At 62.4% G+C, this 26,428-nt stretch carries 23 protein-coding genes and 3 pseudogenes; 10 read left to right on the top strand and 16 right to left on the bottom strand.

Translation table 11 applies throughout. The features are described from left to right. Positions 1-48: 48 nt before the first annotated feature. Positions 49-222, bottom strand: coding sequence for a DUF6771 family protein (locus TQ38_RS30645; protein ID WP_205316064.1), 174 nt, complete (start codon positions 220-222; stop codon positions 49-51). Positions 223-298: 76 nt separating this feature from the next. Here TQ38_RS30645 and TQ38_RS18590 point away from each other — a divergent pair, with 76 nt between their 5' ends. Then, on the top strand, positions 299-1,039 hold the full coding sequence (locus TQ38_RS18590) for a hypothetical protein (protein ID WP_162792293.1): 741 nt from the start codon (positions 299-301) through the stop codon (positions 1,037-1,039). On the opposite strand, the gene TQ38_RS18585 is transcribed toward TQ38_RS18590, so the two are convergent. Both TQ38_RS18585 and TQ38_RS18580 read right to left on the bottom strand, forming a co-directional pair. Then, on the bottom strand, positions 1,032-1,292 hold the full coding sequence (locus tag TQ38_RS18585) for a conjugal transfer protein TraD (protein WP_043980666.1): 261 nt from the start codon (positions 1,290-1,292) through the stop codon (positions 1,032-1,034). The two genes, TQ38_RS18590 and TQ38_RS18585, sit on opposite strands and share 8 nt — an antisense overlap. Positions 1,293-1,308: 16 nt before the next feature. After that, on the bottom strand, positions 1,309-1,647 hold the full coding sequence (locus TQ38_RS18580; protein WP_043980668.1) for a conjugal transfer protein TraD: 339 nt from the start codon (positions 1,645-1,647) through the stop codon (positions 1,309-1,311). 172 nt (positions 1,648-1,819) lie between these two features. On the opposite strand from TQ38_RS18580, the gene traA reads away from it, so the two are divergent. Together traA and TQ38_RS18570 are read left to right on the top strand one after the other, a co-directional pair. Next, positions 1,820-4,711 carry a Ti-type conjugative transfer relaxase TraA gene (gene traA / locus TQ38_RS18575; protein WP_113941994.1) on the top strand — a complete coding sequence of 964 codons (2,892 nt, stop codon included), beginning with the start codon at positions 1,820-1,822 and terminating at the stop codon, positions 4,709-4,711. A gap of 381 nt (positions 4,712-5,092) precedes the next feature. Continuing rightward, positions 5,093-6,202 (top strand): tyrosine-type recombinase/integrase, encoded by a 1,110-nt coding sequence (locus TQ38_RS18570; protein WP_370059822.1) that lies wholly within the window; start codon positions 5,093-5,095, stop codon positions 6,200-6,202. A 105-nt stretch (positions 6,203-6,307) separates the two neighbouring features. Here the strand turns inward: TQ38_RS18570 and TQ38_RS18565 are convergent, their stop codons facing one another. The 5 genes and pseudogenes from TQ38_RS18565 to TQ38_RS18540 all read right to left on the bottom strand — a co-directional run. Next, a complete protein-coding gene (locus tag TQ38_RS18565; RefSeq protein ID WP_043980695.1) occupies positions 6,308-6,496 on the bottom strand; it encodes a hypothetical protein in 189 nt (62 codons plus the stop codon). Positions 6,497-6,603: 107 nt separating this feature from the next. Beyond that, entirely contained in the window at positions 6,604-6,786 is a 183-nt protein-coding gene (locus TQ38_RS18560) for a DUF6771 family protein (protein ID WP_043981193.1), read from the bottom strand. Positions 6,787-7,500: 714 nt separating this feature from the next. Next, positions 7,501-8,268, bottom strand: coding sequence for an IS21-like element ISSsp5 family helper ATPase IstB (gene istB / locus TQ38_RS18550; protein ID WP_043981190.1), 768 nt, complete (start codon positions 8,266-8,268; stop codon positions 7,501-7,503). Further along, positions 8,265-9,754: pseudogene (gene istA / locus TQ38_RS18545) on the bottom strand (IS21 family transposase). The gene istB and the pseudogene istA overlap by 4 nt, the downstream one beginning before the upstream one ends. A 124-nt stretch (positions 9,755-9,878) precedes the next feature. Continuing rightward, positions 9,879-10,025, bottom strand: a pseudogene (locus tag TQ38_RS18540) (IS3 family transposase); the annotation flags it as partial. A gap of 268 nt (positions 10,026-10,293) precedes the next feature. Here TQ38_RS18540 and TQ38_RS18535 point away from each other — a divergent pair. Continuing rightward, positions 10,294-11,043, top strand: coding sequence for a sulfite exporter TauE/SafE family protein (locus tag TQ38_RS18535; RefSeq protein WP_043981186.1), 750 nt, complete (start codon positions 10,294-10,296; stop codon positions 11,041-11,043). Positions 11,044-11,048: 5 nt separating this feature from the next. Here TQ38_RS18535 and TQ38_RS18530 read toward each other — a convergent pair whose 3' ends face one another. After that, on the bottom strand, positions 11,049-11,813 hold the full coding sequence (locus TQ38_RS18530) for a class I SAM-dependent methyltransferase (protein WP_043981184.1): 765 nt from the start codon (positions 11,811-11,813) through the stop codon (positions 11,049-11,051). Positions 11,814-11,893: 80 nt separating this feature from the next. Here TQ38_RS18530 and TQ38_RS18525 point away from each other — a divergent pair, with 80 nt between their 5' ends. After that, entirely contained in the window at positions 11,894-12,859 is a 966-nt protein-coding gene (locus TQ38_RS18525; protein WP_370059821.1) for a LysR family transcriptional regulator, read from the top strand. A gap of 157 nt (positions 12,860-13,016) precedes the next feature. Here the strand turns inward: TQ38_RS18525 and TQ38_RS18520 are convergent, their stop codons facing one another. Both TQ38_RS18520 and TQ38_RS18515 read right to left on the bottom strand, forming a co-directional pair. Continuing rightward, on the bottom strand, positions 13,017-13,742 hold the full coding sequence (locus TQ38_RS18520) for a sulfite exporter TauE/SafE family protein (RefSeq protein WP_043981183.1): 726 nt from the start codon (positions 13,740-13,742) through the stop codon (positions 13,017-13,019). A 31-nt stretch (positions 13,743-13,773) separates the two neighbouring features. Continuing rightward, the gene (locus TQ38_RS18515; protein ID WP_043981180.1) at positions 13,774-14,421 is read right to left on the bottom strand and encodes a cation transporter; all 648 of its coding nucleotides are present in this window, start codon (positions 14,419-14,421) and stop codon (positions 13,774-13,776) included. Between the two features lie 65 nt (positions 14,422-14,486). Here TQ38_RS18515 and TQ38_RS18510 point away from each other — a divergent pair, with 65 nt between their 5' ends. Together TQ38_RS18510 and TQ38_RS18505 are read left to right on the top strand one after the other, a co-directional pair. After that, positions 14,487-14,888: a helix-turn-helix domain-containing protein gene (locus tag TQ38_RS18510; protein ID WP_043981179.1), complete on the top strand. Its 402-nt coding sequence runs from the start codon at positions 14,487-14,489 to the stop codon at positions 14,886-14,888. Positions 14,889-14,895: 7 nt separating this feature from the next. Next, positions 14,896-15,021, top strand: a pseudogene (locus TQ38_RS18505) (IS5/IS1182 family transposase); the annotation flags it as partial. Positions 15,022-15,211: 190 nt separating this feature from the next. Here TQ38_RS18505 and TQ38_RS18500 read toward each other — a convergent pair. From TQ38_RS18500 to TQ38_RS18490, 3 genes are read right to left on the bottom strand one after another with little or no spacing between them, the layout of a single operon-like run. Then, positions 15,212-16,264 carry a sugar phosphate isomerase/epimerase gene (locus TQ38_RS18500; RefSeq protein WP_043981177.1) on the bottom strand — a complete coding sequence of 351 codons (1,053 nt, stop codon included), beginning with the start codon at positions 16,262-16,264 and terminating at the stop codon, positions 15,212-15,214. A 24-nt stretch (positions 16,265-16,288) separates the two neighbouring features. Continuing rightward, positions 16,289-17,503 carry an MFS transporter gene (locus TQ38_RS18495; protein WP_043981175.1) on the bottom strand — a complete coding sequence of 405 codons (1,215 nt, stop codon included), beginning with the start codon at positions 17,501-17,503 and terminating at the stop codon, positions 16,289-16,291. Between the two features lie 55 nt (positions 17,504-17,558). Next, positions 17,559-18,716 carry a Gfo/Idh/MocA family protein gene (locus tag TQ38_RS18490; RefSeq protein WP_162792292.1) on the bottom strand — a complete coding sequence of 386 codons (1,158 nt, stop codon included), beginning with the start codon at positions 18,714-18,716 and terminating at the stop codon, positions 17,559-17,561. 287 nt (positions 18,717-19,003) lie between these two features. On the opposite strand from TQ38_RS18490, the gene TQ38_RS18485 reads away from it, so the two are divergent. Genes TQ38_RS18485 through TQ38_RS18475 form a run of 3 tightly spaced genes read left to right on the top strand, consistent with a single transcriptional unit; the run spans position 19,004 to position 22,383 of the window. Next, positions 19,004-19,627 (top strand): gluconate 2-dehydrogenase subunit 3 family protein, encoded by a 624-nt coding sequence (locus TQ38_RS18485; RefSeq protein ID WP_162792291.1) that lies wholly within the window; start codon positions 19,004-19,006, stop codon positions 19,625-19,627. Beyond that, entirely contained in the window at positions 19,624-21,318 is a 1,695-nt protein-coding gene (locus TQ38_RS18480) for an FAD-dependent oxidoreductase (RefSeq protein WP_043981171.1), read from the top strand. Before TQ38_RS18485 ends, TQ38_RS18480 begins: the two co-directional genes overlap by 4 nt. A gap of 39 nt (positions 21,319-21,357) precedes the next feature. Then, on the top strand, positions 21,358-22,383 hold the full coding sequence (locus tag TQ38_RS18475; RefSeq protein WP_043981224.1) for a hypothetical protein: 1,026 nt from the start codon (positions 21,358-21,360) through the stop codon (positions 22,381-22,383). Between the two features lie 25 nt (positions 22,384-22,408). Here the strand turns inward: TQ38_RS18475 and TQ38_RS18470 are convergent, their stop codons facing one another. Both TQ38_RS18470 and TQ38_RS18465 read right to left on the bottom strand, forming a co-directional pair. After that, a complete protein-coding gene (locus TQ38_RS18470; protein ID WP_082058048.1) occupies positions 22,409-23,698 on the bottom strand; it encodes a glutamate carboxypeptidase in 1,290 nt (429 codons plus the stop codon). Positions 23,699-23,882: 184 nt separating this feature from the next. Then, entirely contained in the window at positions 23,883-26,180 is a 2,298-nt protein-coding gene (locus TQ38_RS18465; protein WP_052506077.1) for a TonB-dependent receptor, read from the bottom strand. Between the last annotated feature and the right edge of the window lie 248 nt (positions 26,181-26,428).

The following is a 26,428-nucleotide window of genomic DNA, read 5'->3' as shown; positions in this document are numbered from 1 at the left end:
AGACGCCGCGCGGCGCATGAGGCGGGAGCTTTCGTTGACTGAACTCCCTTAAGCCGCAGCCGAGTCTGCGGTTCCCTCCCGAACGGCGCTGGCGATCATCGCGGCGAGCGTCTCCTCCGCGCGCTGGCGCAGGGCATCGTCCTTGGCGTCGAGGTCGTGCCGAATCCATTGCGGTGTCCGTCCGAGCACCCGCAGGATAATGGTATTGAGATTGTCGTCCATCGTCGGGCCTATGACGCTTCGCGCGGCGCCGGGCAATGCGCTTGCGGCGGCCGGCATTGCCCGGCAGGAACCGGGCATGAAGCATTCGATCTTCACCCTGGGTTTTGTGGCTGCGATGGCGGCCACGCCGGCATTCGCGAACCCAGATTCCGCGCCCGTCGCATGCTCCGGGCCCGAGCTCCGGGATGAGGAGCCCTATCCAGCTTCCGTCACCGTATCGCCGGGCCTCTATCGCTGCAGTGAGGAGGGAGTCACAATCACCCTGCGCCTTGATGCCAATGGCCGGTTCGAGGAGCGGATGACCGCCGACGAACCGATGTTCGAACGCGAGGGCGGCGGCATGGAAAACGAGACGACCTTGGCGGGCCAGTGGCGGCTCGAAGGCACCCGGCTCCACTTCTTCGCCCGGCCGCTGCGGGCGCCGAAGCTCGCCCTCGCCGAAGCCCGCCGCGACCCTGCGGTAGAGCTGCGCATCGAGGTGATGACCCCGGATGGAAAACCGGCGCAGGGCCTCTTTGTCGGGGAGGGCCAGGATGCCAATCCTCGCTCGTCGCTGGATGACGGTGTGCTGACGATCCCGAAGGGACAGGCGTGGCAGCCTGGCACGCACTGGATCGTGCGCGACGGCAATGAACTACGCTTGGTGTCGTTCGCTATCGAGGCGGGCGGCCCGAACAGCTTCCGCTATGTCTACGAGCCAAGTGAGGTCGAGCCCTTCGACCAGCGCGGTATGGTCGCCGGCGCGCATGGCGAAGTCGTGGTCGTTCCGCTCGGCATTGGCGGCGCGGCGCTGCGACGCGTTGATGCCGCTAGGTAGGATCGGTGGGCTGCAGCCCGGCACGTTCCGCCTGCGCATCGCGATCGGCCTCGTCTTGCGCGAAGGTCCGTGCACCGCGCCGTCGCCATAGCGTCAGGGTCTGCTGGCGATCATCGCCGTGCAGCCTGGTGGCCGCCTCGACCAGCAGACCCAGGATGACGGCGCGGTCATCGTCGGCCAGCTCGACCAGTCCGGCCTTCACTACGAGCCCGCCGAGCTCGATCAGATGCCGGGTGCGTTCCCGCCGCTTCACCCGCCACTCCCGGGTGTCATGTCGTGCCCTGTTCGCTGCGAGGCGGTTCATGGCCGCCCGGTTCCGCCGCAGGCCGGCGCGGCTCGCTGCCAGTGCCTGCGCGAGCGTGCTCCGGTTCGGCTGTCCGCTCGCCTGAAAAGAACGCGGCGCCGCGCTTGCGCCATGCCTCCCGCTTCGCCAGCTCGGTGGTCGCGGCGATGGCGATCAGCGCGCCGGCCAGCTCTTCGGCCGTCAGTGCGTCGGCGCCGGTCGCCTCGACCAGCTCGCCAAGCTGGCTCGTCTTGCGCGCTTTGAGTTGCCGGGCCTTGTCGGTCAGTGCTTTCAGCTCGGCGTCGTAGTCCCGTGGTTTTCGCATCATTCGTCCTTTCCATTGATGGTGCCGGACGAACCAGTTATCGAAGCTTCCGATCAGTCTCAACATGCTGGAATGTCTTGAGATCATGTCATCCCGAGACTGATGAAATCTTTCGAGGGCGCGCTTATACGTCGTGCCGACGTGCGCTTTTAAGGGTAGATGGTATGTCGCCATGGCGATCTACCACTTCTCGGCCAAAGTCATCTCGCGCGCCGCCGGCTCGTCGGCCGTGGCTTCGGCCGCCTACCGCTCGGCCTCGCGGCTGCGCGACGAGCGGCTCGATCGTGCCCACGACTTTTCCAACAAGGCCGGCGTCGTCCATTCCGAAATCCTGCTCCCCGAGGGCGCCCCCGAGGAATGGCACGATCGCGAACGGCTGTGGAACGACGTCGAGGCGATCGAGGCGCGCAAGGATGCGCAGCTCGCCCGCGAGGTGGAGTTCGCCATCCCGCGCGAGATGAGCCAGGCCGACGGGATCGCGCTGGCCCGCGACTTCGTCGAACGCGAGTTCGTCGCGCGCGGCATGGTCGCCGATCTCAATGTGCACTGGGATATCGGCGAAGATGGCAGCCCCAAACCCCATGCCCATGTGATGCTGGGGATGCGCGAAGTGACCGAGGAAGGGTTCGGCCCGAAGGTCCGCGACTGGAACCGGACCGAACTGCTCACGCAGTGGCGCGAGGCGTGGGCAAACCACGTCAACCAGCGCCTCGCCGAACTGGATATCGATGCCCGGGTCGATCACCGTTCGCTGGAGGCGCAGGGGATCGATCTGGAACCCCAGCACAAGATCGGTCCCGCCGCCTCGCGCATGGCGGCCCAGGGGCTGGAAAGCGAGCGGCTCGAAGAGCACCACGCCATCGCTCGCGGCAACGGCGCAAAGATCCTCGCCGACCCGGCAATCGCGATCGATGCGATCACCCACCAGCAGGCGACCTTCACCACCCGCGACCTCGCCATGTTCGTCCATCGGCATAGCGAGGGGAAGGACCAGTTCGACCAGGTGATGGCGGCGGTGCGGACCTCGCCCGAGCTGGTGAAGCTGGGCAAGGACGGGCGCGGCGAAGACCGCTTTACCTCGCGCTCGATGATCGAGACCGAAAGGCGGCTCGAGAACGCCACGATCCGCCTCGACGCGGGTCGGCGCCACGGCGTGCCCGAACGCATGCAGGATGCGGCGCTGGCGCGCGCCGAGCAGCGGGGGCTGATCCTGTCGCCCGAGCAGCGCGGCGCCTTCGAGCATGTGACCGGCAGCCGAGGGCTCAGCTCGGTGATCGGCTATGCCGGCACCGGCAAGAGCGCGATGCTCGGTGTAGCCCGCGAGGCCTGGGAGGCGGCGGGCTACGAGGTGCAAGGTGCGGCGCTGTCCGGCATCGCCGCCGAAAACCTCGAGAATGGCTCGGCCATCGCCTCGCGCACGATCGCCGGCATGGAGCATCAGTGGGGGCAAGGGCGCGAACTGCTGACCGACCGCTCGATCCTCGTCATCGACGAGGCCGGGATGATCGGCACGCGCCAGATGGAGCGCGTTGTCTCGGAAGCCGAGAGGCGCGGGGCCAAGGTCGTGCTGGTCGGCGATCCCGAGCAGCTTCAGGCGATCGAGGCCGGCGCCTCGTTCCGCTCGGTCGCCGAGCGGCACGGCAGTGTCGAGATCACCACCATCCGCCGCCAGAAAGTCGACTGGCAGCGCGATGCGACCCGGCATCTGGCAACCGGGCGGACGGATGAGGCGCTGGCCGCCTACGAAGAGGCGGGGCACATCCACGCTGCGGAGACGCGCGCGGGGGCAAGGGAAGCGCTGATCGATCGCTGGGACCGGGACCGCAAGGCCCGGCCGGATGCGAGCCGGCTCATCCTCACCCATACCAATGACGAAGTCCGTCTGCTCAACGAGGCCGCGCGCGAGCGCATGCACGCGGCCGGGGATCTAGGCGAGGACGTCGCCCTGCAGGTCGAGCGCGGCGACCGCGAGTTTGCCAGCGGGGAGCGGGTCATGTTCCTCAAGAACGAGCGCAGCCTGGGGGTAAAGAACGGCTCGCTCGGGACGGTCCAGAGCGTCAATGCCGTCAGCATGGCGGTGACGCTCGACGACGGTCGTTCGGTCGCCTTCGACCTCAAGGACTACGCCCATGTCGATCACGGCTATGCGGCGACGATCCACAAGGCGCAGGGTGTGTCCATCAACGACGTCCATGTGCTGGCGACCCCGGGGCTCGATCGCCATGCGTCCTATGTGGCGCTGTCACGGCACAAGGCCCACGTCGACATGCACTATGGCACAGATGACTTTGCCGATCGCGACCGGCTCGTGCGCACCCTTGGGCGCGAGCGTGGCAAGGACATGGCGTCGGACTACGGCGCCGCGCGCGACGCGGCTGCGGATGTCAAACCGGAACGGAGCATCTTTGATGGACTGCGGCTTGGTGGTGACCGGCATCGCAGCGCTCCATCGGCCGAGCGGTCATCACCTTCGGCCCAGGTCATCGACGACGGTGACGACGCTCATGAGGCCGCCTTGCGGCGGGAGCGCACGCAGGCGCTCAAGCGCCATGCCCGGGCGGTCGATGCTATCTTCACGGCCCAGGACGAAGGTGGCCGTCCTACCCCCGAGCAGTACGGCGAGCTAAACGATGCACGCAAACATTTCGATGCGCTGCGGCCGCATGGCGCGCGCGACGCCGAAGCTGCCTATCGCGAGGATCCGAGTCTCGCGCGCGAAGCGGCGAGTGGGAGCATCAATCGCACGATCCGAGCGCTCCAGCTCGAGACCGAATTGCGGACCAATCCCGAGCTGCGTGCGAACCGCTTCATCAGCCGTTGGAAGGCGCTAGGGGCAGAAAGCAACAGGCAGTACGTTGCGGGTGAGATGAGCGGGATGCGAGCCACGCGAGCAGTGATGGCTGACATGGCGGAAAGTCTGCACCGCGACCCGCAGCTGGAGTCGGTGCTGGCCCAGCGAAAGCAGCAGCTTGGCATCAATATGACCACTGGCCGCTCGCTTGGCCATGATCTGGCTTTCAGCGTCGGGATCGATATCGGTCGCGGTCGGGGGCTGGGGTTGTAATGGACCGCGCTTTGAAAACTTTATCGAAGAATTGAGAATTCCACCATGAACATGCGTTCGAGTTAGACGAGGCTCACCACTCGCCAAGTGCAATCCTAGGTCTATGGCCGACTCGCCCATGTCATTGATAAGTGCAGTTATTGCATATTCATATAAAGCGGGATAATCTTGCACGTCAAAAGGCAGCCATGAGATATTATCATTTTATATGAAGCAGTTACGCCGAACCGTGATCGAATACCACCGGACTCGAATTCCCCTAAACCCCCGGACTGCAGCCGCTTCATCTACGAAGAGACGCCTTCGCTCGAGATTACCGCCCAGGGCGGGGCAGGCCTGCTGCTGCCGCTGGTGACCACATTGCGTACGGCCGAAAGGGTCGTGATCGATGCGCCCCTGCTCGAGGCCTTCCAGGCCGCCGCCTCGCGCCATACCCTGCTGGCGCTGCGCTCGGACCTGACTGCGTTCGATCTGTGGTGCCGCGAGCACCGCCGGATCACGCTGCCGGCGAATGCGCAGGATGTCGCCGACTATCTCAAGTACCGGGCAGGGCAGGGGGGCAAACCTGCCTCACTCGCGCGCTACAAAGCCTCAATCGCCCGGCTGCACCAGTTGCTCGGCCAGGTCGATCCCACCACCGCGCCGCTCGTCAAGCTGACCCTGGCGGCAATCCGCCGCGACAAAGGCGTGGCCCAGCGCCAGGCGGCGCCGCTGCGCTTCAAGGGGCCCGTTTCGGACATTGAGCGCGATCCGGCGCGCGGACTGAACCTGCGCGCGCTGCTTGAGAGCTGCGGCGCGGATCCCATGGGCCTGCGCGACCGCGCGCTGCTCAGTCTTGCGTACGACACGGGTCTGCGCGCCAGCGAACTGGTCGCCGTTACGTTGGAAGACATCATCCCCGCAACCGATCCCGACGCCCGGCTGCTGACCATCGCGCGTAGCAAGGGCGACAGCGAAGGGGAGGGGGCCACCGCGTTCCTCAGCCCGCGGACAGTGCGCGCGGTGGACGCGTGGGCGGCAGCGGCCGGCATCGTCACTGGCTCGTTATTCCGGCGGGTCATCGTGCGGCACTATAAGGCGCGGGCCCGGGTCCCCGGACGCGACCTGTCGACGATATCGGGGCGGGAGATCTGGGACCTGCGCAAGACATTGCCCCAGCCCGCAGTTCCGGCGCGCACCGAATACAGCTTCGGCGAGGCTGCCTTGCATCCGGGCTCGATCGGGCCAATTTGGCGGGCGATCATCCGGAGGGCCTTCGACCAGGGAGCCTTGCCGGATCTGACGAAGGATGACCTGGAGCACTGGCTGATGCGGGTCAGCGGACATTCCACGCGGGTCGGGCTCAACCAGGACCTGTTCGCCAGCGGCGAGGATCTTGCAGGAATTATGGATGCTTTGCGCTGGAAAAGCCCACGCATGCCGCTTGCCTATAATCGGAACCTGGCGGCCGAGCACGGGGCTGCCGGACGACTCATGAAGAAGCTTGGGTAAGAAGGGGAGGGGGAGGGGGCTAAGGACGGAGGCCCCATGGCCGTTCAAGCCTGCGTCGGGTAGGCTCTTGGAAAGCGGTCGGTTTGCGGCGACGAGCTTGTTGGCCTAGCGCCGGTCGTTGCATTTCTTGTAGGCATTGCCGCTGCCGACGGCAGTCAGCAATCCGAGAGGGCGCAGGCGACGTAGCAGGGCCGGTGCGGCGAGCCCGAGTAACGCTCCAACTGTTCCGTTGAGCCCCTGGAAATGCTTGGCGGCCTGGTTGCCACCAATCGCTCCGATAATATTGCCGATCATTTCCAAATCTCCTTGTTTCCCGATATCACGGACGTAAGAAATCGTTCCGGTAAAAAGATGCGTCAGGCGTGGCGCTACCCAGCTATCGGCTGCGGGCTGAGGAGTGGTCAGGCAGTCGGTTGGCCTAATTTGATGTCTTTGTTCTGACGAAGGGCTGCGGCGATCTGCGCCGCAAGAGTCTCCTCGGCACGGACGCGGATCACGGGATCTTTGGACTCCAGATCATGGCGGACCCATTGCGGAGCGCGCGCGATGCACTGAAGGATAACGGGTGTGAGTGTGTCATTCATACCCGCGCCTATAAGCTGTACCCATTTGCCATGGCTAGCGAGGTTCGGGTGCCCATTGTGATCGCGATTTCCTCATCCCGAACAATAGCCCCGACCATCGCTAATTTCTCTTCGTTACGCCTTTCTCAGAACTGGAACTGGCTTTTCAGTTCATTCGCCCTGACTGCAGTTCGCATTACCAGGCAGCCGCTGTCGATCGTCTGGTGATCTACATTGCACTCGTAGTCCCGGGCTTTCGCGTCGCCCCTCCCGGACAACCGTTACCGGCACAAACCGCATTTCTTCAACCGCGCCCGCCGCGCGTGCATGTCATCGCCAGTAGCCTCCGTTAGGGCGTACTTGGTAGCTTCCGCAAGCAGGAGGCCGCCCGAGCCCAGTCTTCAGGTCGAAACGTCAGTCGGTTGGGCGCTTCGATATCGTCGGTCATGTCCAGCAGCTGGTTCGTTGTCCAATCGATCCTGACCCACCCAAGTGCGATAATCCGGTTTGCCTCGCTGAACAGTCCGAACGTTGCCTGTGCATCGTCCTGCGCCTCCAGGGTTGCTGTAACGCCGTCTCTACGCGATGCCGGGAGGCTGGAATGCTGGACCATGTCAACGGCGGCGCAAAAGTCGGCCACGGGGCGGAGTAAAAGCAGGCCAGTGTGGCGCACGCCCGGGGGAGTGGCGTGAGGGCGTAGCCCGAGGGCCACTCCCCCGGGCGTTGGCTTGATTTTCAAGGGTTGGTTTTTGACTTGCGGGCGCGGCTATGGGCGAGACGGTAGCTCTCGCCATTCATCTCCAGGATGCTGACGTGATGGGTCAACCGGTCGAGGAGCGCGCCGGTGAGACGTTCGGATCCGAAGGTCTCGGTCCATTCGTCAAAGGGCAGATTGCTGGTGATGAAAGTCGAGCCGCGTTCATAGCGCTGTGAGATCAGCTCGAACAGCAATTCGGCCCCGGTCTTGGAGAGCGGCACGAAGCCCAGTTCGTCGATGATCAGCAGCTTGTATCCAGCCATCTGCTTCTGGAAGCGCAGGAGGCGTCGCTCGTCGCGGGCTTCCATCATCTCGCTGACCAACGCGGCGGCGGTGGTGAAGCCGACGGACAGCCCCTTCTGGCATGCCGCCAGCCCCAGTCCGAGGGCCACATGTGTTTTGCCCGTGCCCGATGGCCCCAGAGCGATGGCGTTCTCGCGGCGCTCGATCCATTCGCAGCGCGCCATCTCGAGCACCTGCATCTTGTTGAGTCGGGGGATGGCGGTGAAGTCGAAGCTGTCGAGGCTTTTGACCGCGGGGAAGCGTGCGGTCTTGATGCGCCGCTCCACCATGCGACGCTCCCTGTCGATCATCTCCATCTCGATGAGCCGGGCGAGGAAGCGGATATGGTCGAGGCCTTCGGCCGCGCATTGCCGGGCCAGTTTCTGATGCTCACGAAGGCAGGTGGGCAGCTTGAGCGACTTGAGATGGTGGGCGAGCAGGATCTCGGGGGCCTGACCGCTCATGCGGCCTTCTGCCCATCGGAGAGCAAGCTCATGTAGGCTCTGGCAAAGGTCTTCTCGACTTTGGTGCGTGGGAGGAAGGGATAGACGTCCAGGTCCAGCCTGGGCGGCACGCGTTCGACCCGGCACAGGACGAGATGCTTGACGGCATCGAAGCCGACGGCGCCCAGGTCGATAGCCTGCTCCACCGCCGCCTGGAGATCGGCGATATCGAAGCTCTCCAGCAAGCGCAGCACCTGCACATACTCGCGCTTGCCATGCTTGTGCATGCGCGCTTCCATCAGGCGTTGCAGTGTCGCGAACGCCTCGGGCAGTTCCCATCCCTGCAGCGGCGCCGGTCCAGCGCATTGATCTTCTGTTCGATCAGCGGGAGATAATGAAGCGGATCGAAGATGACCTCGTCCCGCCGCCAGCAACGGGGATGCCGGGCGATGACCTCGCTGCGGCAGCCGATCACCACCTCATCGACATAACCCCGGACCCAGACTTCCTGATGCCCCCAGGCCACCGGCACCGAATAGTCGTTGGTCTTGTAACGCACCAGGGACTGTGACGAGACACGTCCGCTGGTCTGGTCACAAGCCTCGAAGGGGGAGGCTGGCAGCGGCTGCATCGCGGCAAGATCGCGCTGAAGTCGCTCGCCGATCGTCTCACTCTCCCCCCGCAGCTTGTCGTTCTGGCGTTTGCGGCACTGCTCCTCGAGCCACATGTTGAACGCCTCCCAGGTCGGGAACTGCGGGATCGGCACCATGAAGTTACGCCGGCAATAGCCCACCAGCCCTTCCACATTGCCCTTCTCGTTCCCCTTGCCCGGGCGTGCGTAGCGATCGCGGATCACGTAATGCGACAGGAAAGCGCTGAACAGCGATGCGCGCTGCCTCGTGCCGTCGGGCAGGATCTTCGCCACCAGGCAGCGATCGTTATCGTAGACGATCGAGCGGGGCACCCCGCGGAAAAAGGCGAAGGCATGGACGTGACCGTCGACCCAGGCTTCGGCCACCGCCGCCGGGTAAGCACGGACATAGCACCCGTCACTGTGCGGCAGATCGAGCACGAAGAAGTGCGCCTTCTGCGTGACCCCGCCGATCTCCACCAGCGCTTCCCCAAAATCAGCCTGCGCATCGCCCGCCGGGTGGGCCAGCGGCACGAACATCTCCCGGCTACGCTGCTCGCGCTCCCGGACGTAATCCTTGATGATCGTATAGCCGCCGGTGAACCCATGCTCCTGGCGCAGGCGATCGAATACCCGCTTCGCCGTATGGCGCTGCTTGCGTGGAACGCCCCGGTCCCCGTCGAGCCAGCCATCGATGATCGCTACAAACCCGTCCAGCTTCGGACGGCAAAGCGCTGCCTGGCGCCGGTAACCAGGCGGCGATTAAAACGACAGCATCTTGCGCACCGTGTCGCGCGACACATTGAAACGCTTCGCCGCGCTGCGCTGGCTCAGCCCTTCCGCGCAAGCCAGACGTACCTTCAGATAGAGTTCCACGCTGAAAATCCCCAGTCCTCCCTGCCAAGCAGAAAGGCTTCAAGGTGGACGACTTTTACGCCGCCCGCAGCGGACCTATCCCGCCGCTACCGTGGCCGACTATTCCACCGCCGTTCTCACATTCGAGCAAAGTATGGGCGGAGCAGCCGATCTTCTCGGCCACCGATGTGACTGCCGCCCAGCGGGAAGGATGATCACCCTCGTGATCCAAAACCATCCGGATCGCTCGCTCACGAACCTCAGGCGCAAACTTGTTTGTAGTCTTGCTCATTGTAGACCCTTTCTCTCAGGAGATCGGGCCTCCGGCAATCCCGGGGCGGTTCAGTATTCGATCAAACCCGCCGTTCGGAGAGGGCGCTTCGGATGGCGATTTGTCCCAAGTTAAGGCGATGAACGAAGGTCCGGAATCGGGCACCGAGTCTTGGCGCGGGAACGTCTGCGATCAGGGCGGCAGCAGCGCGCAGCCTTCGTTTTTACCAGAGGTACGGCTTCGCATCATCCGGATTGTGCGACGCCACCGGGTTCATCATAGCTGTCGCATGGACGCGGATTACCTCCTCATAGCATCAGGTCTGCTGGCAGGAGCGATGAATGCATTGGCGGGCGGCGGATCCTTCGTTTCCTTGCCGGCGCTGATGGCGGCAGGGGTTCCTCCCGTGATAGCAAATGCCTCCAGCAGTCTCGCGCTATATCCGGGCGGTGCCGTCAGCGCGTGGGTCTACCGTGAAGCGCTGGCGCCGGTCGCCGGCGTCCGTTTGGTCTTGATGGCGGCAGTGTCAGTCGCCGGGGGGCTAGCGGGAGGTCTGCTGCTCCTGTCGACGCCGCAGGCGCTCTTTCTGCAGGCGCTTCCGTGGCTGCTCCTGGTCGCAACCCTGGCGCTCGCCTTCGGGAAGCGGGTTACGTCGGCATTTCGTGGCTGGGACGGAGCCGGTAGGGGAATGATCCTGTCGGGGCAGTTCATCCTCGGGATCTACGGTGGCTATTTCGGCGGTGCGGTTGGGATCATGATGATGGCCTTCTGGACCACGGCCACGAAGGCGGACATCAAACGGCTTCAAAGTTTGCGGGCGATGCTGGTCACGGCGGCGAATACGTCTGCGATTTTGTTATTCGCTGCCACAAGGGCGATTGACTGGTGGGCCGTGCTGCTGCTTGCACCGTCTGCACTGATCGGAGGTTACGTTGGCGCGTTGCTCGGCATCCGGTGGCCGTCTGCCTTGGTACGGGCGATCACTCTGGCTCTTGCAAGCCTGGTGACCGCCGCGTTCTTTATGAAAGCCTATGGGTGAGGGCGCTACGACGCCGTAAGTTCGAACGTCGCGATGCGAATGGAGAAGCTGCCGTCCTCTTGAATGGCAAAAGCTTTTCGGACTTCCTCGGAGGCTTCCGTCTGCAACGAACGGATGGCGGCGACGAGATCATCAGGTGTGCGCATGCGTTTAACCCAGGAAGCGAATTCCATTGGCAAGGTATGAGTGAAGACACGCGTCAGGTCGAACCCTGCGCGACCAAGCGCTGCCGACCATTCCGTGATCCGATAGTCGCGGACGTGGCTGCGATCGCGCAGGAGTTCCACTGCCTGCAGATGCGTATCGAGCATGGGACTATCCGGCGAAACTACGTCTATGAATATCGCTGGCGACCCCTTCTTCACAACGCGTCGTGCCTCGCGCAGTCCGGCATCGAAATCCTGCCAGTGATGCGCGCTCATCCGGCAGATCACCGCGTCGAATTCACCATCCGCAAAGGGCAGCGCTTCTGCCGCCGCCTGCGTGGTTTCGATGTTGGCGATGCCACGGCGGCCTGCCTCTGTCATCACGGCATCGAGCATCGGTTGGGACAGGTCAGAGGCGACAACTTTTTCTGCGTGGGGCGCAATGGTGTACGATACATGCCCGCCGCCGCAACCGAGGTCGAGCACGGTGGCTCCGGGCCACCCCTGCGCAACCTCGGCCAACCGTTTCAGGTCCGGGCCGCTGGCGTGGGTAGCGCTTGAGACATAGGCTTGGGCCTGTCCGCCGAATTGCTGGTTCACGATAGCATTGTGACCGCGTTGCATGGTGTTTGTGATTCCTATTGGGTGTGAATTGCCAGTCACCTGTGAGCGGTCCGGCCGGACGCGGCAATGCGGGATATGCGATGACAGCCTTCGGTGGTAACGAAGGCTGCATGCGTTTCGATCTCACCGACCTGCGCCTTTTCATCGCCGTGGTAGAGGCTGGCAGTATTTCGAAAGGGGCAAATGCCGCGCACATGGCACTGGCATCGGCAAGCGCGCGGGTCAGCGGGATGGAAGCCGTCCTGGGCACCACACTGCTGGAACGCGGGCGACGCGGTGTCCTGCCGACGCCGGCAGGCCGTGCGCTTCTGGTGCACGCGCGTATTGTGACCGCGCAGATCGAGCGCATGCGCGGTGACCTTGGGGCTTTTGCATCAGGCCTCAAAGGGCACGTTCGCCTGTTGTCGAACACGGCGGCACTGGTCGAGTTGCTTCCCGCCGCCGTTCGCGTGTTCCTTACGGCACACCCGGACGTAGATGTCGATATCGAGGAACGCACGAGCGCCGACATAGTCGGGGCGGTCGCAGAAGGGCGTGCTGAATTCGGATTGATAGCGGATTCGGCGGAATCGGCGGACCTGGAGACAGTGACCGTCGCCGAGGATCGCCTCGTCGTCCTGCTACCGTCGCAGCATCCGCTGGCTGATAGACCATCTACCCGCTTTTCCGAACTGCTCGACCAACCCTTCGTGGGCCTCAGCGCCGGCGCCCTGCATTCACACTTGGCAGATCAGGCAGCCAAGCTTGGACGCAGGATCGGCTATCGCGTCCGCCTGCGCAGCTTCGAAAGCGTCGCTCGCCTCGTAGAAGCGGGTATTGGTATCGGCATTCTGCCGCTGGCGGCAGCCGAACGCGTTCGTTCCGATGGGTTGACGATTGTGCCCTTGGCTGACCGCTGGGCGCGGCGCCATCTGGTGCTTTGCGCAACCGAGTTTTCTCAACTCAGTCGTCATGCAGCAGCGTTGGTTGACGAAATCGTCCGACAGGGTCAGGCACTTTCCGAAAACCGCGAGCAATCCAAAACGCGCTCAAGGCAACATGAATGAACGAGCGATATGGGGGAGGCTATTTTCCTACAAGAACGTCCGATATCAGGGCGGAAATCCCTGCCGGGACATGGCGGAACCGGCGGGTCGCGACCAACATAAGTCATTCAGCGATCCGGCAGCAAACGGCCGTTCGCGCCGCAACCTGCCTGTCCGTCTAACCCAATAGAAACCGGACCGCCGACACCAATAGCACAACGGCCAACAGCGCCCTCAGCGCTCTTTCAGGAAGAAATCGCGCGCCCAATGTCGATCCGATGCCGCCGCCTGCGGCGACGGCGAGCAACCATATCGGCATGGCTGTCGGGAATCCGGGCGCGGTCGCAAGGACGGCTGCCAGCGCGGCCGCAGAGTTGAGCAGATTGTATGCGGCGGTGACACCGGACGCGCGCGAACTACCTACCCATCCGGTGAGGTAGAGAATCGGAGCGAGAAAGATGCCTCCTCCCGTGCCGGTCAATCCTGAGACAAAACCAACTCCGGCGCCGGTCAGTAATGCCCATAGAAATGGCGGGGGCAGCTCCTGATCCAAAGTCTGGTGACCCTGGATCGCCAACCGCGCCAACTGCACTGCGGCTAGCAGAAGGAGGCCCCCGACAATCGGGAAGTAAATCGCGTGCGGGAGAGTCAACAGGCCGCCTGCGATAGAGAACGGGAAGCCCAGCACGCCGAAGGGATAGAAGGTGCGCAACGACAGCTTTTTGGCACGAGCGAACTGAAACGTGCCAACCGCTGCTACAATTATATTCAGAGAGAGCGCGACGGGGCGGATGCAGTCAGGTCCATATCCCGCCCACCCCAGCGCAGCGAGATATCCCGTCGCGCCAGCTTGTCCGACCGCAGCGAACAATACGGCAACGAGAAAAAAGACCAGCGCGAGCATGGGGGTCAGGTCGATAATTTATAGGAGGGCGTCAACCACCATGTCGCGAAAACGCTCGCGCCTCGCGCCAGGCCGGGATTGCTTCCGCCAGAACATGCCAGGCGGAGCGAAGGAAAATGAGAGCGATGATGGCGCCGATGGCAATATCGGGCCATCCAGCCCCGGTCGCCGAAACCAGCCCCGCCGCGATCAGCACGCCGACATTGGATGCCACATCGTTGCGCGAGCACTCGAAGGTGCTCGACATATTCACGTTGAGCGTCCGGAAGCGCCATAGGAGGGCAAGGCAAATCAAGTTCGCCGCGAGCGCGGCACTCCCCACGGCCATCATCAGGCCCGACGACGGTGGCACGCCGTTCACGATCTTGTCCGCGATTTCGACGATCACGGCGACACCGAACAGCAGGATGATCACCCCCTTGGCGATTGCAGCGCCAGTTTCCCAGCGTGGTCCGCGATGCAGGGCGTAGAGGCTGAGCGCATAGACAAAGGCATCGCCGAGCATGTCTACGGAATCGGCCATCAAAGCGGACGAGCGGGCAACCACACCGCCGCTGAACTCCGCGACGAACATCACCAGATTGACGATCATGACGATAATGAGGACGCGTCGCTGGTCTTTCTTTGCCGCGAGCTGGGCCAGCGTATCGCTCTTCTTCGAGCAGCAATCCTGCGCCATGTAACGATCCCATTCGTATCTGTTCGGCCTGTCCTATCCACCCTGAAGTCACTATAGGGTCAAGCATGAAAATCGGCGATCTCGCAAAGCTGACCGACACGAGGGTCGAGACCATCCGCTTCTATGAGAAGGAAGGCTTGCTGCCGGCGCCGGGCCGCAACAGCGGGAACTATCGGATCTATGAAGAGCCGCATCTCAACAGGCTATCTTTCATCCGCCGGTCGCGAGATCTCGGATTTACGCTCGACCAGGTGCGCAAGCTCCTGAAACTGGCGGACGCCCGTGATGCGCCCTGCACCGAGGTGGGCGCAATTACCGCCGAGAACATCGCTGAGATCGACCGGAAGCTCGTCGACCTTGGCGCGTTACGCGACCAGCTAGTCCGGCGCCTAGATCGATGTGCTGGCTCGACTATCGCCGAATGCCGTATCATCGATGCGCTCGGCCCAAACCTGCCCACATGCTGAGTAGGGAACCCGAGCATGGCTCAACCGAAATCGCCGTCTCGCCAACGACTTCGAGCAGACTATCCCGTCCGCAACCGCGTGGCTGTTCATCGCATCAATCCAGCTCTTCGCTTGCTGCATCGCAAGGCTATGAAAATACGCTGGATAATTATGAATCAGGCTCTAAGGTCAGCGTCAACTTGGGTGTCAGGAAGTTGTTACCGGCGGAGCCTAATAAATAAAGGTATGTAATATACCCAGCTCTGGTCATTTGTGGTAATGCTTTTATATATATACCTTCGGCGATACATTTCATTTTTTGCCCGAAATATTTTTTGCGGTAATTAAAATCCCATTAGTCGAGCATTAAATTCTCGGTTGCTAACACTGGCGGCAAAATCGTCAAAGGCGCGGTCCGTAGCATGAATAATATGGCGCTTGATAAAAGGTGCCCCTTCGATTGCGCCAGTTTCCAAATGCTTGAGGGCGCACTCCCATTCCAGCACGGCCCAGCCGGCGAAGTCGTACTGCGCCATTTTCGAGAAGACCTGCCCGAAATCGACCTGCCCGTCGCCCAGCGAACGGAATCGGCCCGGGCGGTCGACCCACCCCTGATACCCCCCATAAACGCCGACGCGGCCATTGGGTCGGAACTCGGCATCCTTGACGTGGAAGCACTTGATCCGCTCGTGATAGATGTCGAGGAACGCGAGATAATCCAGTTGCTGCAGCACGAAGTGGCTGGGATCGTAGAGGATGTTGGCGCGTGGATGGTTGCCCACCCGGTCGAGGAACATCTCGAAAGTGGCTCCGTCGTGCAGGTCTTCGCCGGGATGTAGCTCGAACCCTATATCGACGCCGTTGTCATCGAACACGTCAAGAATTGGCTTCCACCGCCGGGCCAGTTCTTTGAACGCATCCTCCACCAGTCCCATGGGGCGCTGCGGCCAGGCGTAGAAATAAGGCCATGCCAGCGCGCCGGAGAAACTGGCCTGCGTGGTCAAACCAAGGCGACGACTGGCCTTCGCCGCCAGCTTCAGCTGCTCGACCGCCCATTCCTGACGGGCTTTGGGATCTCCGCGAACATGCGGGGCTGCGAAGCCGTCGAACTGGAGGTCGTAAGCTGGGTGCACGGCGACCAGTTGGCCTTGCAGGTGCGTCGACAACTCAGTGATGGCCAGCCCCTTCGCGGCGAGCATCCCGGCGATATCATCGCAATAGGTCTGGCTTTCGGCAGCGGTTTCGAGGTCGAACAGGCGTGCGTCGTTGCTAGGGATCTGCAAGCCTTCGTAGCCCAGGCCCGCAGCCCAGTCAGCGATGCTCTCCAGCGAATTGAACGGTGCATCGTCGCCCGCGAACTGGGCGAGGAAGATGCCGGGGCCCTTGATCGTCTTCATGGTGCTGCTGCCTGTCGGTAAGGGTCAAACGTCGGCGCGGGAAGCTGCCCGGTCACGGAAAGAAAATGCGAATGCGATGGCGACCACCGCAGCCAGCGCCGACGGGACCAGCCAGAAGCCGTGCCAGTCGACGGCGGGCGCATCAGCGCTTGCGCTGCCATGCGCGACATAGACCGCATTGGCGAGCAGGCTCCCGATGATGGATCCGATGCCCCATGTGACGAGCGCCAGGAAGGACTGCGCCCGTCCGCGCGTTTCTGCCGGAAAGCGCTTGTCCACCCAGATCTGTCCGGCGACGAGGAAGAAATCGAAGCAGACGCCGTGCAGCGCCAGCGCGATGAGCAGCATCGGCATATTCGGGCCACTCGTATCGAACCCGAAAGCGAACAGGCAGTAGCGTGCGGTCCAGGCCAGCATGCCGATCATCAGTACGGTCTTCATCCCGAACCAGCGCAGGAACAGAGGCAGAAGAAGCAGGAAACCGACTTCGGAGACCTGACCGATGGTCTGGACCCCCGCTGCAGCGGTAACCCCTACGGCAACCAGAAACGGATTGGCGTAAGCGTAATAGAAGCTGAGCGGAACCATCAGCAGTAGGGAACACACGATCAGCGTCCAGAATGAGCGATCGCCGCCCCGGACCGCGTCCAGTCCAAGAAGGCCCGCCACGCCGATGGACGCGCCAGCAGGCGCGGCCGGGGGCGTCGCGGGCAAGGTGAAAGCATAGGCCGCGTAAAGGGCCGATACGCCCGCCGCGATGCGCAGCGGCAGCGCCGACTGTTCCGCGCCAAGCCATCCAACCAGCAGGCCGGCGATGATCCATCCGATCGTGCCCAGCACGCGAACGGCCGGGAACTGGCGCTCAGTGTCGGTCATTGCCGCAAAGGCGATTGCGTTGGTCAGTGGCAGGGTCGGCATGTAAGCCAGCAGAGCACCCAGCGTCAGCGCAAAGACCAGTCCGGGCTCTGCGCCCGCATAGGAAAGCGCCAGCAGCGCCGCGCCTCCGGCGAGGTGGAGCACGGCGACAACCTTCTGCGCCGAAAAGTAGCGATCCGCGATGACTCCGACGAAAAGTGGCGAGAGGATAGCGGCCAAGCCCTGCGCCGAAAACATCGTGCCAATCCACGATCCGAGCCCGGCATGCATCAGGTAGGTGCCAAACGGAACCCACCATGCACCCCACACGAAATACTGCAGGAACATCATTAGCGAAAGACGCGCGCGAATGCCGATGTTCATGACCTTGTCCTCTTCCCTGTCCTTGTGCGGCGTGGCATTTGCAGCTCCGAGCCGTCTATTCCAGCGGCCCGGGGGCGCCAATGGGCGTCCACGCACTGTCGGCCCTGCTGCTTGCCACCATGGCATCGACGAAGGCCATTGCCCGCATCCCCGCTCCAATTGGCGCAAAAGCAGGAAAAGCTGGCGGAGCGCCTTCGACTGCAGCTGCGAAATCTCGATAGATGTTGGCAAATGCCTCCAGAAAGCCCTCAGGATGCCCGGCAGGAGTCCGCGTCCAGGACCGTACTTCGCCATCGAGGTAGCTGCGGTCCTGGCCGCAGTTCCATATTTCCTGCGGACCTGCGCTACGGATCACGCGCAAGCGGTTGGGGTCTTCCTGGTTCCAGTGAAGCGTCGCCTTTTCGCCCCAGATGGCGACAGTCAGCCCGTTGGCCTCCCCGGCGCAGACCTGACTGGCAATCAGCGTTCCCGAACCGCCCCCGGAAAGACGCAAAAGTGCCGCGCCATCGTCGTCCAGTGTGCGGTCGGCAAAGACCGTGCGCAGATCGGCGCAGACATGGGTGATCCGCTCGCCGGTCATGGTCTCCACCAGATTGAAAGCGTGGGTGCCGATATCGCCCACCGCGCCGCCGACGCCGGACTGCGCGGGGTCAAGGCGCCAAGCGGCCTGCTTGCCCGCGCCATCTTGCGCGTTTGCCAGCCACCCTTGCACGTAACGCACCGCAATCCGCCGGATACGGCCAAGCGCGCCTTGTGCGATCAGGCGGCTTGCCTGGAGCGCCATGGGATAGGCGACATAGGGATGAGTCACACCGCAGGCCATGCCAGTGCGCGTGGCCGCCTCGCAGATTGCCCGCGCCGCCTGCGAACTGTCAGCCAGCGGCTTTTCGATCAGAACAGCGAACCCCGCCTCCATTGCAGCGATCGCGGCGGGGGCGTGGACGTTGTTGGGAGCAACGATGGCAATGAACTGCGCCCGCTCCGCTGCGGGCAGGCTGCATTCGTGAGAGACGAGATCCTGCCAGCCCGCATGGCACCGATCCGCTGCCAGACCAAGTTCCTGACCTGTCGCCTGCGATCGGGATCGATCGCGGCTGAACGCGCCGGCGACCAATCTGCAATTGCCTGCGATTGCGGCAGCTGTGCGATGGACCGGGCCGATGAACGCACCGTTGCCGCCGCCGATCATCGCATAGCGCACCTGACCGTTCACGCCGCGCTCCACGCGCGGGTCTGCGAATTGCCAGGTCCATTGCGCTCGGTGCGGTGGGCCCTTGCTGACATGGTGCTTCCAGTCCCTTAGTATTGGCCGATGCCTTGCGGCACGGTACGTTTGAGCAGGTGGCACAGGCTTTACGATTGCTCAAGCCTAAACTGTATTCAGAAACTTCTTGATGTGCTATCTAATTTATGCATGAAGTATCACGCAGGTCGCGGGTATATCGGGCTCTCACAAGCTCGCATCATTGCGTCCTCGGGGTCAGGAACGGTGAGTTGCAGGTGTCAAACAATCTCATGAGGAACGGTGTGGGCATCGGTTTCGACCGGCGGTCGGCCTTGCAGTGCGGTGCGCGTCTCCTGCAGGTTCTGGCCGCAACTTCCGCGCTGAACGCGGTTGCGGGATGCGCGCCCGATGAACTGGGTGCAGCCCGGCACAGCACGCTGGCGGGGATTCTTCTCGGACTGGTGATCCCTGCCACCGAGACGGCAGGCGGCGGTAACCAGACAAACCTGGAATTCGTGCTGCGGGCGGTGGATGCTGGCCTGATGGGCACGCCACTGAATACACTTTCGCGCTTGGAGGCTGAGCTCGACGACGACTCTGGCGGATTTCTCTGGCGTGCTCGCTTCGTCGATCTTGCGCAGGACCGCCAGGCTGCGGTTCTGTCCGAGTACGACCGACGGGTTTTTTCTCGCCCAATCACATTCCCGTGCCCATGGTTCACGGCCAAGGCTCTGATCCTGATGGCTTATTATACATCAGAGACCGGCGCCAGCGAGCAGTTAACCTATGAAATAGCACCCGGCCGCTATGACCGCGACGTGCCGGTGACGCCTGGGTGGCGGCCGATGTCGAACGATTATTCCGCCAATTCTATCAAGAAGAAGATCGCAGGCACATGAGCGGACCTTTTGACGTAATCGTTATCGGATCGGGCATCACCGGCGGCTGGGCGGCCAAGGAGCTGACCGAAAGGGGCCTCAATGTCCTGATGCTGGAGCGCGGCCGCGCGATCGAACACCAGGCCGGCTATGCCAATGAAGTGACACCGCCCTGGGAATTGCCGTTTCGCGGCTTCGGCGACCCAAAGCTCAACGCCGCCGACTATGCGGTACAGAGCAAGGGCATGGGCTTCACCGAATGGTCGCGCGACCACTTCGTAAATGACCGGCTCAACCCCTACCAGACCACCGAGAAGGACCCGTTCCAGTGGCGGCGTGCCTACCAGCTGGGCGGACGTTCGCTGGTCTGGGGCCGCCAGTGCTACCGCTGGGGCGACCTCGACTGGGGTGCCAACGCGCGCGACGGCCACGGAACCGACTGGCCCATCCGCTATGCCGACATGAAGGCATGGTACGACCACGTGGAGGATTTCATCGGCGTGTCCGGGTCGCACGAAGGATTAGAGCAGTTGCCCGATGGTGTGTTTCAGCCGGCGATGGAAATGAACGTTGTCGAGGCGGCGCTAAAGGCGCAGATCGCCAAGCGCTGGCCGGATCGCCGCCTCATCATGGGGCGCAGCTCCAACATGACCGAGCCGAAGGGCGATCGCCAGCGCTGCCAGTATCGCAACATCTGTTCGCGCGGTTGCTCCTACGGCAGCTATTTTAGCACCCAAAGCTCGACCTTGCCCGCCGCGCGCGCCACCGGGCGCCTGACGCTGGTGACGGACGCGGTCGTGGACAGTCTCGAATATGATCCCGTCCACAAGCGGATCAGCGGCGTGCGCGTGCTCGATGCGAATACGCGGCAGCGCACCGTTTATCGCAGCGCCATGGTCTTCCTGTGCGCGGGCAGCGTGAATTCGATCAGCGTGCTGCTGCGATCCGCCGATGCGCAGAACCCGGGAGGGCTGGCGAATTCCAGCGGCGCTCTGGGTCGCTACTTCATGGACCATGCGCTGGCGATGTCAGTCGTCGCGCGCATCCCGGGTTTCGAGGGCCATGCCTATTACGGTAATCGGCCCGTCTCAGTGGTCATCCCGCGTTTCGTGAACCTCGATGGGGAGGACCGCGAAATGCTGCGCGGCTACTCCTATCAGGGCGGCGCGACACGGCGCGGTTGGGCCGACGGCATCGGCACACCGGGCGTGGGCGCAGAACTAAAGGCGCGCACGAGCAGTCCCGGCGACTGGACCATGTTGCTGGGGGCATTCGCCGAATGCCTGCCAATGGAAAACAACCGCGTCACCATAGACCCCAACAAGATGGATAGTCTGGGCATGCCTCAGACGCGCATCGAGTTCGCCTATGGCGAGAACGAGCGCAAGCTGGTCGCGCATGCGCTGACCGAGGCCAAAGCGATGGTCGGGCTGATGGATGCCGAGATCATCTCGGAATCGGCCGACGTCGGCTCTGGCGGCGGCGCGGTGCACGAGATGGGCGGCGCGCGCATGGGCCACGATCCGCGCACTTCGGTGCTCAACGCGCACAATCAGGCGCATGACATCGCCAACCTGTTCGTAACGGACGGATCGGCGATGGCGTCGAGCGCCTGCCAGAATCCCTCGCTGACCTACATGGCGCTGACGGCGCGCGCGGCCGCCTATGCCGCACAGGCGCTGACAAACGGCGCACTAGCTGTCAGCGCCTGAAAGTTTAATTCCAATCTTGAGGTCCGTTGAGCCATGGTGATGAAAAAGATCGCGGTTGTTGCAATGATTGGGGGCCTGTTGCAACCCGTTTCCGCGATCGAAGCAAGGCCGACAAGCCTCGAGAAACCTTTGAAAATCGCCAGACAAGGCAGTTTCTTCATTGGCGGTCGGGACGTGTCGTCTGCTGCTTTAGGGGAGATCAAACCTTACCCGTCTTCAGGGCAGATCGTTGTCGATCAGATTTATGTTCGTTTCCAGATACCTGATGGGAAGACCCGCAGCCCGATCCTGCTAATTCACGGGTGCTGTCTTACGGGAGCGGCGTGGGAAACTACGCCGGACGGACGATCGGGCTGGGACGAATTGTTCGTTCGAATGCGGCATCCCGTTTACGTAATGGACCAGGCTTGGCGCGGCCGCTCGGCGTTTGACCCTACGATAATTAACGAGGTGCGAGAGGGGCGCGCGCCTGTCAACGCGCTGCCGGTCGTCACGTCGGCTTCGAAGGAGGCTGCCTGGGAGATATTCCGCCTCGGCCCCCGCTATCCTATTGCACATCCCGGCTTGAAATATCCGGTCGCTGCATTGTCGGCGTTATGGGCGCAAATGGTTCCGAACGTTGCGCCTTCGCTGGATGCCAGATCGCCCACTGTCGAGGCAATCTCCGCCTTATCTCAGCGTGAAAAAGGGTTGGTCGTTGTCAGTCACTCGCAGTCTGGTATCTACCCGTTCCTGGCAACAAAAGCAGGCGCAAAGGAAATTTCCGCAATAATTGCAATAGAGCCAGCAAGTTGCCCCGCAGTCGGGCAGTTCCCGGACCGATCTGCGCAGCCGAGGATCCTTGTCGTTTTTGGCGATTATATTGCCCAGTCGGAACGATGGTTGCCTCGACTGGAGGCTTGCCGAAAGTTTGTTGATTCAGCCAAGGCGGCAGGTTTAGATGCCGTATTAGTGGAGCTGCCCAAGGTTGGGGTATTCGGCAATTCGCACATGATGATGCAGGATACGAACAGCGCGCAGGTCGCAACGATAATTGATGACTGGCTGGCGGCCCGTCATCTCTAACCGTATTTTGAACATCGCTTGGAAATCAAGCGTCTGATAACCGCATAATCGTCCGGGCCATGATGTAAATCGAGGATGCCAGCGAGCCGAGGTCCGCCGTTTCCTCGCCGAAAGTGTGGCCGTGATTGCCGCCGATGCCAAAGCTCTCCACCACGCCCGGCTTGCCGGAAGCGGCAGCATAAGCCGCGTCGCTGCCGCCGCCGAACGGCGTATCGCGGATGATGACGGGATACCCGAACTCGGTCGCGGCCTGCGCCGCCACCACCGCTATCGCCCTTGCCTTGTCGGTAGGGACCATCGGCGGGCGATTGCGGTTCACTGTGAAGCCGATCTTTGTTTCTGCAACTGTGGGAACGGCGGCAAGCTCCTGAATGCGGGCCATCAGAGCGGTCACGTCCGCTTCACGGACATAGCGGATATCCGCGGTCGCTTCCGCATGGTCAGGCACGATGTTGTGCTTCTCGCCAGAGCGGGCAATCGTCCAATTGAATTTGAAGCCCTTGTCGGGTTCGGACCAATCGCGCGTGCGAGCGATCACATCAGCCGCTGCAACCAACGCATTTCGCCCGTCCTGCGGGGCTACTCCGGCGTGCGCGGGCTTGCCCTCCACCGTCATGGTGAGCGTGGCGATCCCGCTGGTGGCGAGAATGCGCTCCTTGCCGCCGGGCTCGCACGAGAGCACGTAGTCGTGCTGCGAACCGAGGTCCTGGATCAGCGTGCGCGAGCCGGGGGATCCGATCTCCTCGTCAGGATTGAAGGCTACGGTGATCGTACCGTAGTCCGCGAACCGGAGTTGGCGCAGCATTGCCAGCGTGCCCAAAACCACCGCAATGCCGCCCTTGTCATCGCTCACGCCAGGACCGGTCGCTTGGTCGCCCTTGACCACGAAGGGCCATTTCGCGGCAGCTCCAGGCTGGTAAACGGTGTCCATGTGAGCCAGCAACAGGAATTTGGCGCTCCCGGAACCATGCAACGTCGCGACCAGCATGTCACCCGCTGCCGGGGGAACGGGCCTGCGCTCTACCTTTGCACCAAGCGCTGCCAGACGGGCTTCCAGATAAGTGGCCATGACCTTGAGGCCGGCGCTGTCGCTCGATCCAGAATCTATGCCTACCATTTCACCCAGTTCCCGCACCGATGCCGGGACTTGAACTTGAACAGCGGCTCTGAGGACTTTAGGCGAAACATCGCGGGCGCAAGCCGGAACGGCACCCAAGGGAACCCACGGGGTGCACAGCGACACCAAGGCAGTGGCAAGACTGGCCTTGCGGTGCCCACCGGACCGGAGATGCGATTGTAGGGGGTGCAGCGGCATGGTCGGTCCTCGGATAAGATGTGACGGCCGGATCCGGCTCGGGCAGGCGTTATGTAAATGGCATCACGGCGAAGGCCGTATCCGTTACCGGCGTTCCCGTGACTTTTTGCACGGCGCGTTCAAAACAAAAAAGGGCGACGCGCGATGGCGCCGCCCTTCGTTGATCCGATGCGGCAGCGATTTCTTACCAGTTGAAGGTAAGGGAAGCACCGAAGGTACGCGGCGCCTGATACTGGTAACGGTAGGACTGGTAGGTGCTGCTCGTCGGCAGGGCACCGTTAGCCAGGATCAGACGATTCTCGATGTTCCGCACGTAAGCGGTCAACGTCCAGTTCGACGCCTCCGGCGTGTAGGTCACCATCAGGTCGGAGCGGGTGTAGCCCTTCTGCTTGTCAGTATCGAAGTTGTAGATTTGGAAGTAGCTTTTGGATTCGATGTGCGTCTGCGCGCGCGGCGTCAGTGTGCCACCCAGCACGTGGAAGTCATGCTGGTAGCCCAGGTTGATCGACCAGTCAGGCGACTGTGGCGGGCGCTTGCCGGACAACTGGTAGTTGTAACCGACCACGGTGGTGCCGTCGGTGCCGTAGACCGGTTCCGCGCGATTGTCGGCCTGAGCGTAGCGCAGCAGCAAGCCGCTGGTGCCGGTGGCGAAGTCGACGTAGCGGGCATGCGAGTAGGCGATGTAGATCGAGAACTGGTCGTCTGGCGTCGGCTGCCAGATCGTGTCCAGTTCGATGCCTTTGTAGCGCGACTTGCCCGCGTTCAGGATTTGCACCGAAACGCCGCCGGCTGCGTTGATGATAGACTGGCTGACCTGCTGGTCGGTGTAGTTGTACAGGTAGGCCGAGAGATTCACCTGCAGCGTATTGCCGAAGAACCGGTTTTTAGCGCCAATCTCGTAGGACTTGACCGCTTCTGGATCGTAGACCCCAAGGTCGGTGAAGCCGCCCGCCTTGTAGCCGGTGTCAAACTTGGCATAAACCATGTTCTGCGGCGTGATCTGGTAGTCCAGCCCGGCGTGGAACGTCGTTTTGCTCGACTTGGCGACCTGGTAGCCAGTAGTCGTGGTGTAGGCGCAGCTGTCGGTGAGGTCGCAGCGGCTGCTGATGTAGGTGTTGAAGTTGGTCGTCAGGATATTAGTGTGACGATCCTTCTTGTCCTTCGAATAGCGCGCGCCGAGCGATGCCGTAAGGCCGGGGACGATCTCGTGAGACGCTTGGCCGAACAACGCCTTGGCCTCGGCGGCGATATCCGGATACGTGAAGCGCTGGATGAGGAAGTAATCCCCGTGCAGGGTGTCCTGATCCGGATAATCGGTGAAGTTTCCGACGAAATCGTTCGTCTCACGGAAGTAGTAGGCGCCGAACTGCCACTTGAACGGACCGGTCGAATTAGATGACAGGCGTACTTCGTGGTTCCAAGTGCCAACGTCTTCATACTGTTCAAACGAGAGAGTTTGGCGGTTGGTGCCGGGATTGCCGCCGAATGCGTATTTGCGGCTATAGTCAAAATGGCGATAGCCGCCCTGATAGGTCAGAGTTGCAAAGTCGAAGTCATAGTCGATCTGGGAGCGTACGTTCCACACAGTGTAACGCATGAAGCCGCCGTCCGGACTGTAGAAGCTCTTGGCTTTGCCGAGATCCGGTTTGTCGAAGACCGTATCCCCGACGTTCAAGCCGTCGGGCACGTTCGCGGCGGTGTAGGTCTGGAGCGGGAAGCCGTTGATGACGGTACCGACGCCGCTGTTATGCGCGTATTCGCCGGTCACCAGCACGTTGAGGCGTGAGGTCGGCTTCCACAGGACGTGAAGGCGTGCAGCCTTGCTGTGCTCGTCGTCGCCGTCCTTGCCTGGCGTGTTGCGGTAGCCGTTACGATCACGCGTCTGGAACGAGGCGCGGATGGCGAGCTCGTCGGTGACGGGCAGGTTTACCATGCCCTTGGTGCTGTACAGATCGTAGTTACCGATTTCGCCCCCGAGCTGAGCTTTGAACCCGTCGAGCGAGGGCTTGGCGGTTATGACCTGGATGGCGCCGCCGGTGGCGTTCCGGCCGAGCAGGGTGCCCTGCGGCCCACGCAGCACTTCGATACGCTCGAGGTCGAAGAAACCAGCCTGCAGGCTGGTTGCGCGCTGGAGGTTGAAACCGTCGATGCTGATCGAGACCGCAGGGTCACCGATTTCTGTAACATCGCGGCTCGAGACGCCGCGCACGGCGATGATCGGCGCTGCGCCCGAATTGGTGATCGAGACCGAAGGGGCCACTCGGCTGATGTCGTCGACGTTGCCGACGCTGTTCCTGGCGAGTGTCTCGGCGCTGAGCACCGTCAGCGACAGCGGCGTTTTCTGCTCCGTGCTTGGGCGCTTTTCGGCAGTGACGACGATTTCACTGAGACCCCCCTCGGCGCTTGTCTCTTCCTGCCCGAAGGCGGGCAGGCTGATCGAACAGGCCGCCGCGCAGATAGCGAAGACGGATGTTTTCGACATATATGATCCCACACTCATGTTCATTCCCCGATTTGTCTCATCCCCGCGTTATTGCGCTGACGGCACCCGGCGGGTGCTGCTCCTTGGCGAGGACGGATATTTTAGATTGAAAGGTTCACGGTACTGGCGGCACGGCGCCCTGTTTTCAGGCTGCCGGTTCGTTCCTGCGTGTCATTGCCCTCTTCTTTTGTAAGTCCTTGTTGGCTTCGTGCTCGATGGCGGCACAATTGTATCCTCTTTGCGAAGGC

Origin of the sequence: Novosphingobium sp. P6W, assembly GCF_000876675.2 — a bacterium.
In the GTDB taxonomy this organism is placed as follows: Bacteria; Pseudomonadota; Alphaproteobacteria; order Sphingomonadales; family Sphingomonadaceae; genus Novosphingobium.
This window is presented reverse-complemented; position numbering and strand designations above follow the sequence as displayed.